The 13,536-nt window shown below is 31.4% G+C and carries 12 protein-coding genes; 7 read left to right on the forward strand and 5 right to left on the reverse strand.

Annotated elements, in window-relative coordinates; genetic code table 11:
- Nucleotides 1–244: 244 nt before the first annotated feature.
- The 3 genes from Q0C58_RS08060 to rsmI all read right to left on the reverse strand — a co-directional run bounded on the left by Q0C58_RS08060 (nt 245) and on the right by rsmI (nt 2,364).
- Nucleotides 245–964: a GLPGLI family protein gene (locus tag Q0C58_RS08060; RefSeq protein WP_290699807.1), complete on the reverse strand. Its 720-nt coding sequence runs from the start codon at nt 962–964 to the stop codon at nt 245–247.
- A 68-nt stretch (nt 965–1,032) separates the two neighbouring features.
- Entirely contained in the window at nt 1,033–1,203 is a 171-nt protein-coding gene (locus Q0C58_RS08065; protein ID WP_290699809.1) for a hypothetical protein, read from the reverse strand.
- A 489-nt stretch (nt 1,204–1,692) separates the two neighbouring features.
- Nucleotides 1,693–2,364: a 16S rRNA (cytidine(1402)-2'-O)-methyltransferase gene (gene rsmI / locus Q0C58_RS08070; protein ID WP_290699811.1), complete on the reverse strand. Its 672-nt coding sequence runs from the start codon at nt 2,362–2,364 to the stop codon at nt 1,693–1,695.
- A 93-nt stretch (nt 2,365–2,457) separates the two neighbouring features.
- Between rsmI and Q0C58_RS08075 the strand changes: the two genes are divergently transcribed.
- Complete coding sequence (locus tag Q0C58_RS08075) at nt 2,458–5,856, forward strand: gliding motility-associated C-terminal domain-containing protein (RefSeq protein WP_290699813.1); 3,399 nt, start codon at nt 2,458–2,460, stop codon at nt 5,854–5,856.
- On the opposite strand, the gene Q0C58_RS08080 is transcribed toward Q0C58_RS08075, so the two are convergent.
- Entirely contained in the window at nt 5,846–6,214 is a 369-nt protein-coding gene (locus Q0C58_RS08080; protein ID WP_290699816.1) for a DoxX family protein, read from the reverse strand. The two genes, Q0C58_RS08075 and Q0C58_RS08080, sit on opposite strands and share 11 nt — an antisense overlap.
- Nucleotides 6,215–6,221: 7 nt before the next feature.
- Nucleotides 6,222–6,950, reverse strand: a complete 729-nt coding sequence (locus tag Q0C58_RS08085; RefSeq protein WP_290699819.1) for a hypothetical protein — start codon at nt 6,948–6,950, stop codon at nt 6,222–6,224.
- A 119-nt stretch (nt 6,951–7,069) separates the two neighbouring features.
- On the opposite strand from Q0C58_RS08085, the gene Q0C58_RS08090 reads away from it, so the two are divergent.
- The 6 genes from Q0C58_RS08090 to Q0C58_RS08115 form a co-directional block, all read left to right on the forward strand.
- A complete protein-coding gene (locus tag Q0C58_RS08090; RefSeq protein ID WP_290699822.1) occupies nt 7,070–7,711 on the forward strand; it encodes a thymidine kinase in 642 nt (213 codons plus the stop codon).
- The gene (gene alr / locus Q0C58_RS08095; RefSeq protein WP_290699824.1) at nt 7,704–8,816 is read left to right on the forward strand and encodes an alanine racemase; all 1,113 of its coding nucleotides are present in this window, start codon (nt 7,704–7,706) and stop codon (nt 8,814–8,816) included. The genes Q0C58_RS08090 and alr overlap by 8 nt, the downstream gene beginning before the upstream one ends.
- Before the next feature lie 89 nt (nt 8,817–8,905).
- A complete protein-coding gene (gene mscL, locus Q0C58_RS08100) occupies nt 8,906–9,307 on the forward strand; it encodes a large conductance mechanosensitive channel protein MscL (RefSeq protein ID WP_290699827.1) in 402 nt (133 codons plus the stop codon).
- A gap of 160 nt (nt 9,308–9,467) precedes the next feature.
- A complete protein-coding gene (locus Q0C58_RS08105; RefSeq protein WP_290699829.1) occupies nt 9,468–10,457 on the forward strand; it encodes an aspartate-semialdehyde dehydrogenase in 990 nt (329 codons plus the stop codon).
- A gap of 93 nt (nt 10,458–10,550) precedes the next feature.
- A complete protein-coding gene (locus tag Q0C58_RS08110; protein WP_290699831.1) occupies nt 10,551–12,716 on the forward strand; it encodes a prolyl oligopeptidase family serine peptidase in 2,166 nt (721 codons plus the stop codon).
- 130 nt (nt 12,717–12,846) lie between these two features.
- Nucleotides 12,847–13,536, forward strand: a 690-nt coding sequence (locus Q0C58_RS08115; protein ID WP_290699833.1) for an ABC transporter ATP-binding protein, incomplete at its 3' end; no start/stop codon positions are given.

The raw sequence follows: 13,536 nt of genomic DNA on the forward strand, positions 1-13,536 counted from the left end.
CTATCACTTTCTAGAACTGCTAGAATATTTGCGTAGTCTAGTGCTGTTTTTAAGCTATCTTGTACTATACCAGAAACAGTTATGTTTTGGGCGTTTAAAGAAAATCCTGCTAGGAGTAGCAGGATTTTAATAACGATTAATAGTAAATATTTTTTCATTTAATTATTAAAGCTTCAATACTATTTAATCTTTTAAATACTTATTTAGTATCATTTAAATTCAAGGATAAATAAAATTTAGATTACTAATTATTACGATTATTTTTAGCAATTTGGTTAGCCTCTTCAAAATCAATAATTTTACCTTCAGGCTTTTTAATTGTAATTTCTTTTTTTGGATTTAAATTAATTTTACTAGCTTTAAAAGTAATATCATTACCATTCTCTAATTCTAAAATTAAACCAGGTAAGCCGCAATAAAAACTAGGCCCAAATTGTATGGAAACATCTGGAGCATACCAAGCTAAAATTTCTCTGACAATTTTACCTTTTCTTCCTTCACTAATATTTGTTGTTGTAGCTTTATAGCAAGTATAATTACCGATTACTTTTGTTTCTTTTGTTAGACTCCATTTCAAAAAATCCCTTTTAATTAAAAGATCCCCAAAAGCAGAACCTTTTTCTAATATATTTTTCGAATTAGTATTGATATAAATTTTTCCATCTCCTGCTAAAATTTCAGTAAAATTAAAATTTTTATCAGCTTCATTTTTCATAGTCTTAGCTTTCTCAAAAAATGATTCTTGATTATTAAAAGTTAAATAATAACTTACATCTTCAGAATTGTCTAATTTCGAAATTATATTTAATTTCATTTCTTCATCTGAAATTTTTTCTAATTTGGCTTTAATTTTATCAGAGTTATGGGAGGCGATATATTCTACAGAACCTTCTGTTATTTGGCCATAAAGATTAGTGAAAAGTAAAAATATACCAATAAAGAAATAATACTTTTTTAAAATCATAATATTACATTTAAAAGTTTAACAATAAACCTAATTTAATAAAAACACTTAAATTAGGTTTAAGATTTTTAGTTACAAAAGGTTTCATAACAGGTAGAGAAAACAGCATACTCTTCTTGATGTGTTAATTCTCCTACATCACCAGCAACAGTAGCTACTAAATCACATTTACTGAAACAATCTTTTTCCTTTTTTAACTCTACAGTAGTTGATCCTTGAATACTTGATGTTGATAGCATAAATAATGCCACAGCAAATATTCCGAAAAATTTCTTTAATTTTTTCATAATTTAAAATTTTAAACCAGTTTTTAATTTTTACTGGTTGGTTAATAAAATTTAAGAAGCTAAGATGCATTTTTTAAGAAGCTGTATTGATTAAAAATAAACTAGCGCTAGTTATTTAAAGTTGCAACATTGTTTTCAATTAATTTGAGGCTTCTTAAATCTCAAACTAACTTACAACATGGCTAACCTAAAAAAAACGCAATCACACAAATTTTTGTAGGCGTTTTTGTGCATTTTATCGAAAACATAGGTTTTGAGTTGTTTTACGTTACGGTAAAAACCGTAATTGAGTAAAAACAGTTAGTTTTAGAGTTATGTGATATTAATAAAAATAAGTTTTAATCAGGTACTACCAATTACTCAAACCAAGAATTTTATTTCTCCAAAATCTATTGGTTGGAGAAGGATGTAAAACTGAAACAAGTTCAGTTTGGCGCCTAACTATTTATTTCCTCCAACCACAATAACAATCTCGCCTTTTGGTGGTTTATTAGTATAATGCTCTAAAACTTCTTTGGCTGTGCCTCTAACCGTTTCTTCATATAATTTAGTGAGTTCTCGTGACACAGAAACTGGTCTGTTTTCTCCAAAATACTCACAAAAATGTCCAAGTGTTTTTAGAAGTTTATGTGGACTCTCGTAAAAAATAATAGTTCGGGTTTCTTCAGCAAGTAATTTTAAACGTGTTTGTCTGCCTTTTTTAACAGGTAAAAAACCTTCGAATACAAATTTATCGTTAGGCAAACCAGAGTTTACCAGAGCTGGAACAAAAGCAGTTGCTCCTGGCAAGCAATCCACTTCAATATTGTTTTCTACGCAAGCTCGTGTTAGTAAAAATCCTGGATCACTTATAGCAGGAGTTCCAGCATCGCTTATAAGTGCAATAGTTTCTCCGCTTTTAATACGCTCGACCAAACGCTCTACCATTTTATGTTCGTTGTGCATATGGTGACTTTGCATTGGTGTTTTTATATCAAAATGCTTTAATAATTTTCCTGAAGTTCTAGTGTCTTCAGCTAAAATAGCATCGGCAGATTTTAAAACCGAAATGGCTCTAAATGTCATGTCTTCAAGATTACCTATTGGTGTTGGTACGATGTATAGTTTACTCATTAATTAATGATTATGTTTTCAAATTTACAATCTTTTTATATGTTATTGACGCAACCTTTTTATAATTTTAGCATCTACTCACTAAACCAACCAATGCAAAAATTCGCTATTTGTTTATTTGTTTTCTGTTTTTTATTTTTAAATGTAAAAGCACAAACCACAGATTTTTCTACTGTTTTGGAAGCTCGAAATCTTTCTGGAGTTTCTGTTTCTCAGGTTAATATTTACCAAGATTTTCAGTATTTAATTACCATACTAAATTCTGGAAATACAGCAAGTAACGCTACATTTTCTCAAACTTTAAGCGCGAATGTTAGTTATTTTACTTCTATGAGTCAAAATGCAAATGGTGGAGCTAGTGCTGTTTCAAATTTATCTTTTGTTGGTAATGAATTAACAGGAACTATTGCTAATATGCCTAGTAATTCTAGCGTAGAAGTATTAGTTACAGTACGTGCGCCAATTAGTCCTGGAGGAATAGCAACTAACGTTACTATATTTGCTCCAACTGGAACAACAGATACAAATACTTCTAATAATCAATCCATAATTTCAATTGATGTAAACGATTTACCTATAGATTTCTCGGTAGTTTATTCTCAAATTACGCCTCCAGAAGGCACAGGAATAAATAACTGGGACGATACTGTTACTTACCAATTTACTATAACAAATAATAGTAGCATTGCTTTTCCTTTAGATAGTTTTTCTGGTAGAATGCAGTTAGCAAATGCTATCAATTTTGGAGTACCTAATGTACAATTCGAGTCTATTAGTTGTTTAAGTGGGACAAATGGCACATTGTGTCCTGATGTTTCTGGAACTACACAAATTCAAGGTAATGTGCTTGCTGGAGATCCTTTTTTTAATTTTAATGGTCCAATTCAATTTAATGCTAATAGTTCTTTAAGTTTTGAAATTGTATATAAATATTTAGAGCCTGCATGTAGTATAGATATAGCGCCATTAGCTGTAAATAGTTTTATTAGAATTGTAGTAAATCATGCTAATGAATCGTCTAACGATTCTAATTTAGTAAACACACAACTTATAGATGCACCTGTTTGTCCAACAACAGATTTATGCATTGAAACCACACAAATTATGCCTTTACCATCGCAAATGGTAAACTGGGATCAAGAGGTTACTTTTGAAACTATTGCTTGTAATAATGGACCATTAGATGCTTTTGGACGTTTTTTTCTTCAAAATTTATCTGTAAATATCGATTGGGAAATTGTTTCTGTTACTTGTGTTGCAACTACAGGAAATATAACCTGTAATGATTTTACATTATCAAATCAAGGTGCTTTTTGGACTACTAACGAATTTATTGTTCCTGCAAATATTACTATAACGATTACAACTGTTATAAAGTTTATAGAACCAGACGACTGCTCTACTGGAACACCAACAAATTCTCAAGCACACGTAAGAAGTGGTGCTAATTTATTAGAAACAAATATTGTAGAAAGCAATACTTTTAATAATGCAGAAAGTGATTTTGTAGTATTACCTCCTTTACCTATTTGTGATCCTGAAGATATTGTAGATTTACAGATTACAAAAACACAAATAGATCCTGCTTTACCGCTTGGTAGTGATGCTTTTAATACTATTGGTTGGGGAAATGTAACTTATGAAATTACAGCGACTAATATTAGTACAACTACAGATGCTGTTGTTGAAATTGAAGATTACATGCCTGTAAATACTAATATATTAGCATCTGCTACTTTGGTTTTTGTAAATTGTGTTTCTACAACAGGAACAGCAATTTGCCCGACTATTAATAATGCAAACATTGGTGTACTTTTAGATGGTATTCCGGAAGCTGGAATGGAAGATATATTTTGGAGTATAGCTCCTGAAGACAACTATATTTTGCCCGCACAAAGTACTATTACTTTTGAAGTAGTAGTAAATTGGGAACCAGAATGCTCTAGCAATGCAATACAAGCAACTAATGGTGTAAGAATAATAAGTGTAGATATGTTGGCTGATGATACTCTAGGTAACAATCAAGATAGTGTAACTACCTATTTTGCGCCATGTGTAGATTTAGTAGTACAAACTTTTCCAGAGTTTACTCAAGTTAATGTTAACCAGAACTTTAATTGGATTATAGATATTACAAATAGTAACACGAGCTCTAATGCAATTAATATAGATTTTCAAGATATTTTAGGAAATGAATTTACCGTAAACGGAACACCAACATGTACCGTTATAAATGGTAATGCTAGTTGTACCACTTTTACCACTAGTGGTAATACTATTACTGGAGTAATACCTAATATGGATGCGGCTTCTACAATACAAATTACAATTCCTGTTACTGCTCCCAGTTTTGGTGGTGCTTTTACTAATAATGCACAAGCAATACCTAACGAAAGTGATAATCAAGAGTTAACCATAGAAACTAATATTTCTATTAGTAACGTACAGGTTATTGCACCTACTATTATAAAATCGTTTACACCAACTCAAATTATTGTTGGTCAAGAAAGTATATTAGAATTTACTGTTACTAATTTAGCAGGAAACCCTTCTCAAAACAATATTGATTTTACAGATAATCTTCCTCCTGGTGTTATACTTTCTGGTCCAATAGATTGGGTGCAACAAAATGGTTGTACAGCTACTTTTACAGGAAATAATGGAGAAACCTCTGTTATGGTTAATAATTTAATATTTCCTGCTGGTGTTGGAACTTGCACCTTTGCTGTTCCTGTTACTTCAACTAATGTTGGTAATTACTTAAATAACAATACTAATTTTACAAATCAAAATAATATAGACACCTCTTTAGCTAGCGCAACTTTAGATGTTGTTGAAGATAGTTCTAATGTTGATATCGAAGTTGTAAAATCTGTTGTACCACAAGAAGTTAGTTTAGGAGAAAACGTAACGTTTACAATTACAGCTACAAATGTAGGAACCACAAACGCGACTGTTATTTCTATATTCGAAAGTCTTCCTAGTGGCTACATATATCTTAACGCTAATGCGTCTTATGGTAATTACGATCAAACTACTTTTCTTTGGAATTTACCTGATTTAGCTTCTAATCAATCTGAAACACTTACCATAACTGCACAGGTAATTTCATCTAACAATTTATTAAACACAGCCAGTTTAAATAATGTAACAGAAATAGATAGAGATGAAACCAATAACGAAGATTCTGCCAAAGTTTCTATAAACGGTTGTTTAAAAATATCTCAAGGCGTTTCGACTAATAACGATGGAGATAATGACACCTTTTTAATTAGTTGTATTGAAGATTATCCAGATAATAACGTGAAAATTTTTAATAGGTATGGAACGTTAGTTTTCGAAACTAATAACTATAAAAATAATTGGAATGGTGTCCCAAACAAAGGCACTCCAAAAACTGATGCTATATTACCAGTTGGAACTTACTATTATGTTTTAAAAATTGAAACTATAGAAAAACCATTTGTTGGCTGGCTATATCTTAATTACTAGTTTTAATTGGTCTAACCTTTTTTCCTAAAAAATAAGACGTTAATATTAAAGGAATTACAAAGTAAGACAACCCAATGTCATGACCAGCATTATAATGTGCAACACTAGCTAAAATAGCATTAAAAAAGAAACCTGCATAAGCCCATTCTGTAAGCCAGTTACTTTTACGCCATAAAATAATAATAACACCAATAACTTTTAGCGTTGCTAAAGGATAAACAAGATAAGATGGGTGATTTAGCATTTTAAAAAAGCCTTGTACCATCTCGTAATTAGTAAAATACATATTTGCTGAATATAAAAACACTCCGCAAACACCTAAAGTTACAATCCAATAAATTATTTTTTTAATTTTCATCTTTATTTTAATTAAATCTAGCATTAATAAGTTCCATAAAACGTTCAGAATAGTCTTCTTTATCAGCCCAAGAATTATAATCTGGTTTTACAGTAGTTTCAATAAAAGTATTGGCTTCATCAAAATTAGCCATGGTATTTAATTGCGAAATTACACGATCGTAATCTGCATTTTTACCATCGAACAAATGCTTAATAAAAGCCAGCTTATCGTTTAAACCAATGGTTAATCCTCCAGATTTTAGTTTATCATTCAAAGATTTTTTTTCAGTAGGCTTAACATCACTTACCTTATCAAAAACAGGTGTTTGGTTAAAATCGGCAGTAATATCTTCAAAATCGTTTTTATGGTATTTAGGTTGTATGGCAGCTAAAACAGCATCAACTTGCTGTGTTTCTTGAGGCATTTGCGCAACCATATCTTTAATTTTTTCCATTACTGGCTCCATTATTTCATCATCATCTCGCTCATCTACATCTACATAAGTTTTATTACCAATCTCTATATTATCACTCACTGTATTGTTAAAAGCGGTATCTAACATCCCAAAAAATGAAGAATCGTTACCAATAGTTGGTAAATTGTCTTCAAAATTCTCTTGTGCAAACTTTAAAACAGTAAGTTTTTCATACAAAGCAGCTACTTCAGTATGCATTTTATTTACATCCTCTTTGCCTTTTAGTTTAAGAATCTTATGAGCAATACTCATTAATTCGGATTCTAACTTCTTCTTCATAGATTAAAAATTTTATAATTATTCAAATTTATACAATTTAGGCTTTTGATTTTTAATAAATTTGAGCCACCTTTATAGAAACGAGAAATTTCTCTTGTTTAGTATGATAAAATTACAAAATGTTTCTTGAAAATACAGTAAATCAAAAAGAACAATTTGGTTGGATTGAAGTTATTTGCGGTTCCATGTTCTCTGGAAAAACCGAAGAACTCATTCGAAGGCTAAAGCGTGCGCAATTTGCAAAGCAAAAAGTTGAAATTTTCAAGCCAGCAGTAGATGTGCGTTATGATGACGAAATGGTAGTGTCTCACGATGCAAACCAAATTCGTTCTACACCAGTTCCTGCTGCTGCAAATATTCCAATTTTGGCAGATGGTTGTGATGTTGTTGGTATTGACGAGGCACAATTTTTCGACGATGAGATTGTTAGAGTCTGTAACGATTTAGCTAACAAAGGTATTCGTGTAATTGTAGCAGGACTAGATATGGATTTTAAAGGCAACCCATTTGGTCCAATGCCAAACTTAATGGCAACCGCAGAGTATGTTACTAAAGTACATGCTGTTTGTACACACACAGGAAACCTTGCGCAATTTAGTTACCGAAAAAATAAAAGTGAAGATCTTGTTTTATTAGGTGAAACCGAAGAATACGAACCTTTAAGTCGTGCAGCTTACTATAAAGCAATCACACGCGAGAAAATAAAAACCATGAAAGTGAATGATGCCGAAGAGCTTAAATCTAAAAACAAAGATGCCTAAAGCCCAGGAAACCATTCTGGAAATAGACTTAAATGCATTACAACACAATGTTAATTTTATAAAGTCTAAACTTAAAACCAACACTAAATTTTTAGCAGTGGTAAAAGCTTTTGCCTATGGAAGTGATGCCATAGAAATAGCAAAACACCTAGAAAAGTTAAATGTAGATTATTTTGCCGTAGCTTATACAGACGAAGGCATTGCGCTTAGAAATGCAGGAATAGAAACACCTATTTTAGTACTACATCCACAAACAGTGAATTTTAAAACAATTATAGAACATTGTTTAGAACCAAGTATTTATTCTCAACGTATTTTAAATGAATTTTTAGCTGTTGCTAAAAAACACAAACAGACCAATTATCCTATTCATATAAAATTTAATACTGGTTTAAATAGATTAGGTTTTGCAGAATCTGAAGTTGAAACAATCGTAGAAATTCTTCAAACAACCCAAGCAATTAAAGTGAAATCACTTTTCTCTCATTTAGCAGCAAGTGACGATGAAAACGAAAAAGACTTTACATTAAACCAAATTGAAAGTTTTAAACGTATTACTCAAGAAGTAAGTGATAGTCTAGATTATAAACCTTTTTTACATCAAAGTAACACCTCTGGGATTTTAAATTATCCACAAGCACATTTTAATATGGTTAGATGTGGTATTGGTTTGTATGGCTTTGCAAATAATACAGAAATAAATAAAAGCTTAAAACCTGTTGCTACATTAAAAACAAGTATTTCTCAAATTCATAATTTAAAAAAAGAAGACAGTTTAGGTTATAATCGTGCCTTTACTGCTACAAAAAATACCAAAACAGCAACTTTACCTATTGGTCATGCAGATGGCATTAACAGGCTTTTTGGAAACGGAAATGGATTTGTATTTATAAATGGACAAAAAGCTCACATAATTGGTAATGTTTGTATGGACATGATTATGGTAGATATTACAAATATTAAGTGTGAAGAAGGAGATGAAGTTATCGTTTTTGGACCACAACATTCTGCCGAAAATTTAGCAGAAAGTATAGACTCTATCTCTTATGAAATATTAACTTCCGTATCTCAACGAATAAAACGAGTGTTTCGTCGATATTTTTAATCTTTATACCTTCTCAACCTAGCCTTTTTGTTAAAATTTTAACTAAATTGAAAAATAATTAATTTAAACTAACCTTAAAAATTAAAATTATGCTTAAAGAATTTAAAGAATTTATTACAGGTGGTAACGTTGTAGAATTTGCTGTAGCTGTAATTATGGCAGGAGCAATTGGTGCTGTTGTTATGGGCTTTGTTAACAACATTATTATGCCAGTTGTTGGTCATTTCTCAGGAGGATCAGATTTTTCAGACAAAAAAATTATTTTAGATGATGCTATAGTTGATGCAGCAGGAGTAGTTACAACTCCAGAAAACGCAATTATGTGGGGATCTTGGATTAATACAATTATTAACTTACTAATTGTTGGTATGGTTATGTTCATTATTGTAAAAGCTTACAACAAAGCTAAAAAGCCAGCTGCAGATGCACCACCAGCAGGACCTAGCGATAACGATTTATTAATGGAAATTAGAGATGCTTTAAAAAAGTAGTCTATTTTTTATTAAATATTTTAAAAATCGGTTTTGCAATGCAAAACCGATTTTTTTTGTGCCTAATTTTTACCAAAAAAATAACACCTATTTAAACTCAAACTATTAGAAATATAATAGCTTTGTTTTTTATATTAAAATTGAAATAATTTATTTAGTTATGAAATTAGCAGTTATTGGTGTTACAGGCATGGTTGGCGAAGTCATGCGCAAAGTATTAGAAGAGCGTAATTTTAAAATTACAGAATTTATTCCTGTTGCTTCAGAACGTTCTGTAGGTAAAAAAATAAACTTTAAAAACAAAGAGTTTACAATAGTAAGCTTAGCAGATGCTATTGCTTTAAAACCAGATGTCGCTTTATTTTCAGCTGGTGGAGAAACGTCTTTAGAATGGGCTCCAAAATTTGCAGAAATTGGTACTACTGTGATTGATAATTCTTCTGCTTGGAGAATGGATCACTCAAAAAAATTAATTGTTCCAGAAATTAACGCTAACGAATTAACAAAAGAAGACAAAATTATTGCGAATCCAAACTGTTCAACTATTCAAATGGTAATGGCTTTGGCTCCGCTTCATAAAAAGTATAAAATAAAACGTATTGTTGTTTCAACTTACCAATCTATCTCAGGAACTGGAGTAAAAGCGGTACAACAATTAGAAAATGAAATGGCTGGTGTAAAAGGAGAAATGGCTTATAACTATCCTATTCACAAAAATGCTATTCCGCATTGTGATGTTTTTGAGGAAAACGGCTATACCAAAGAAGAAATGAAATTGGTTCGTGAAACTCAAAAAATTCTAAATGACAAAACCATTGCTGTTACTGCAACTGCTGTTAGAATACCTACTGCTGGCGGACATAGTGAAGCTATAAACGTAGAATTTGAAAACGATTTCGACGTTTCTGAAGTAAGACAATTACTTAGTGAAACTGATGGTGTTACGATACAGGATAACTTAGACACAAACACTTATCCAATGCCATTGTACGCAAATGGAAAAGACGATGTTTTTGTAGGACGTATTCGTAGAGATGGCTCTCAGCCTAACACTTTAAACCTTTGGGTTGTAAGTGACAATCTTAGAAAAGGTGCTGCAACAAACACTGTACAAATAGCAGAATACTTAGTAAAAAACAATCTAGTATAGATTATAATAGAATACTTAATTTTCAAAAAAGCGTTTACATAACTATGTAAGCGCTTTTTTGTTTATTTTTATAGTTATATAAAACTACTATCTATGAAAAAATTAGCAATTTGCTTTTTAACACTTTCAATATTTATGGCTTGTAAAGAAGAAAAAAAAGAACGTCAAGTAATTACTGTAGACTATCCTTCAACTAACACAGTAGATACAATTAACACTTACTTTGGCACAGAAGTAAAAGATCCTTACAGATGGCTTGAAAACGATAGAAGCGAAGAAACAATGGCTTGGGTTAGAAACCAAAACAAAGCAACTTATAGCTATCTCGATAACATTCCATTTCGTAATGAATTAAAAGATAGGCTTACTAAACTATGGAACTACGAAAAAATAGGATCACCTTTTAAGGAAGGAGATTACACCTATTTTTATAAAAACTCTGGACTTCAAAACCAATATGTAATTTACAGATACAAAACAACAGAAGATCCAAAAACAGCAACGGTATTTTTAGATCCAAATGACTTTAGTAGCGATGGTACAACTTCTTTAGGAGGCACAAGTTTTTCTAAAGATGGAAAAAAATTAGCTTATGCTATTTCCGAAGGTGGAAGCGATTGGAGAAAAATTCTAATCATGGATACGGAAACTAAAAAAATAATTGAAGACACCATTGTAGATGTTAAATTTAGCGGTATGTCTTGGTATAAAAATGAAGGCTTCTATTATTCTAGTTACGACAAACCAAAAGGAAGCGAATTGTCTGCAAAAACTGATCAACATAAAGTCTACTACCATAAATTAGGAACATCGCAAAAAGAGGATAAAATAATCTATGGTAATACTTCAGAAGAAAAACACAGATACATTTACGGAAGCGTTACAGAAGATAATAAATATCTATTAATCTCTCCTCGTGTCTCGACTTCTGGAAACAAATTATATATTAAAGACTTAACTGTACCAAATGCGCCTTTGTTAGAGATTATTGGAAACACAGATAACGACACATACTTATTAGAAAATGTTGGTTCAAAATTATTTTTAGTAACCAATTTAAATGCACCAAACCAGAAAATAGTTACAGTAGACGCTTCTAATCCAACACCAGAAAACTGGGTGGATTTTATTCCAGAAACTAAAAATGTATTGAGCCCATCTACAGCTGGTGGTTACTTTTTTACAGAATATATGGTTGATGCAGTCTCTCAAATCTTTCAATATAATTATAACGGAAAATTAATTAGAGAGGTGAAATTACCAAGTATTGGTAGTGCTGTAGGTTTTGGAGCAAAAAAGGAAGAAAAAGAACTGTATTATTCTTTTACCAACTATATTACTCCTGGAAGTATCTACAAATATGATATTGAAAAGGGAATTTCAACTTTATTTAGAAAACCAGATATAGACTTTAATTCTGAAGATTACGAAAGTGTTCAGGTTTTTTATCCATCAAAAGATGGTACAAAAATACCAATGATAATTACACACAAAAAAGGCGTAAAACTTAACGGTAAAAACCCAACAATCCTTTATGCTTATGGAGGTTTTAATGTTAGTCTAACACCTAATTTTAGTATTACAAATGCCGTTTGGATGGAGCAAGGTGGTATTTATGCTGTAGCCAACTTAAGAGGTGGTGGAGAATACGGAAAAGAATGGCATGATGCCGGAACACAATTAAAAAAACAAAATGTATTTGATGATTTTATAGCAGCTGCAGAATATTTAATTGCTAAAAATTACACCTCATCAAATTACCTAGCAATAAAAGGAGGCTCTAATGGTGGATTATTAGTTGGTGCAACTATGACGCAACGACCAGATTTAATGAAGGTTGCTTTACCAGCAGTTGGTGTTTTAGACATGCTACGTTACCATACTTTTACAGCTGGAGCAGGTTGGGCTTACGATTATGGAACAGCAGAAGACAACAAAGAAATGTTTGAGTATTTAAAAGGCTATTCTCCTGTTCACAATGTAAAAGCAGGAGTGCAATATCCTGCTACTTTAGTAACAACTGGAGATCATGATGATCGCGTTGTACCTGCCCATAGTTTCAAATTTGCGGCAGAGTTACAAGCAAAACAATCTGGAAAGAACCCAACACTTATTAGAATAGAAACAGACGCTGGACATGGAGCAGGAACTCCTGTAAGTAAAACGATAGAGCAAGCAGCAGATGTTTTTGGTTTTACACTATTTAATATGGGTTACGATGTTTTACCAAGTAAAATGAAAGACGAATTTAAGGATTAATGCTTTGTCATTCCTGCGAATGAAGGAAATCCAAAACAGTTATTTCTATATTATAATAGATTCCTGCATTCGCTGGAATGACAAAAAAAGCACTTGTAAAACAAGTGCTTTTTTGTGTTATTTTTGCACTATGCTTGAAGTAAAAAATCTCAACTTTTCTTACAAAAAAACACCTGTTTTAAAAGAGCTTTCTTTTAAAGTAAAACCAGGAGAATACCTTGCCATAATAGGTGAAAGTGGTTGCGGAAAAAGCACGCTTTTAAAAGTACTTCGTGGTGAATACGATTTAAATAACGGAACCCTATTCTGGAAAAAAGAACAAATTCTAGGTCCAAAACACAATCTTGTTATTGGTTACGATTTCATGAAGTATGTTGCGCAAGAATTTGAGTTAGAACCGTTTATTTCTGTAGCAGAAAACATTGGCCAACATCTTTCAAATTTTTATAAAGAAGAAAAGAAAGAACGTATTGCAGAACTTCTTGAAGTTGTAGAACTTAATGCTTTAGCAACAACTAAAGTGAAATTATTAAGTGGTGGACAAAAACAACGTGTTGCATTAGCAAGAGCTTTAGCAAATGCACCAGAAATTTTGTTATTAGATGAACCTTTTAGTCATATAGACAACTTTAAAAAGCAATCGTTACGTCGTAATATTTTCAAATATTTAAAAGAAAAAAAGGTCACGTGTATTGTTGCTTCTCATGATAAAGAAGATGTTTTGGGTTTTGCAGATAACATGATGGTACTTAATAATAATACTATTGAAGCTTATAATTTGCCTGAACACTTATATAAAAATCCTAGAACACCTTTAATA

The organism is Lacinutrix sp. (assembly GCF_023299985.1).
Taxonomy (GTDB): domain Bacteria; phylum Bacteroidota; class Bacteroidia; order Flavobacteriales; family Flavobacteriaceae; genus Lacinutrix.

Excerpts from the sequence above, each read along its gene's own strand:
- Q0C58_RS08110 (WP_290699831.1), top strand. The coding sequence starts at position 10,551 with ATGAAAAAATTAGCAATTTGCTTTTTAACACTTTCAATATTTATGGCT.
- rsmI (WP_290699811.1), bottom strand. The coding sequence starts at position 2,364 with ATGAGTAAACTATACATCGTACCAACACCAATAGGTAATCTTGAAGAC.
- Q0C58_RS08080 (WP_290699816.1), bottom strand. The coding sequence starts at position 6,214 with ATGAAAATTAAAAAAATAATTTATTGGATTGTAACTTTAGGTGTTTGC.
- Q0C58_RS08105 (WP_290699829.1), top strand. The coding sequence starts at position 9,468 with ATGAAATTAGCAGTTATTGGTGTTACAGGCATGGTTGGCGAAGTCATG.
- Q0C58_RS08065 (WP_290699809.1), bottom strand. The coding sequence starts at position 1,203 with ATGCTATCAACATCAAGTATTCAAGGATCAACTACTGTAGAGTTAAAA.
- mscL (WP_290699827.1), top strand. The coding sequence starts at position 8,906 with ATGCTTAAAGAATTTAAAGAATTTATTACAGGTGGTAACGTTGTAGAA.
- Q0C58_RS08085 (WP_290699819.1), bottom strand. The coding sequence starts at position 6,950 with ATGAAGAAGAAGTTAGAATCCGAATTAATGAGTATTGCTCATAAGATT.
- Q0C58_RS08075 (WP_290699813.1), top strand. The coding sequence starts at position 2,458 with ATGCAAAAATTCGCTATTTGTTTATTTGTTTTCTGTTTTTTATTTTTA.
- Q0C58_RS08090 (WP_290699822.1), top strand. The coding sequence starts at position 7,070 with ATGTTTCTTGAAAATACAGTAAATCAAAAAGAACAATTTGGTTGGATT.
- Q0C58_RS08060 (WP_290699807.1), bottom strand. The coding sequence starts at position 964 with ATGATTTTAAAAAAGTATTATTTCTTTATTGGTATATTTTTACTTTTC.
- alr (WP_290699824.1), top strand. The coding sequence starts at position 7,704 with ATGCCTAAAGCCCAGGAAACCATTCTGGAAATAGACTTAAATGCATTA.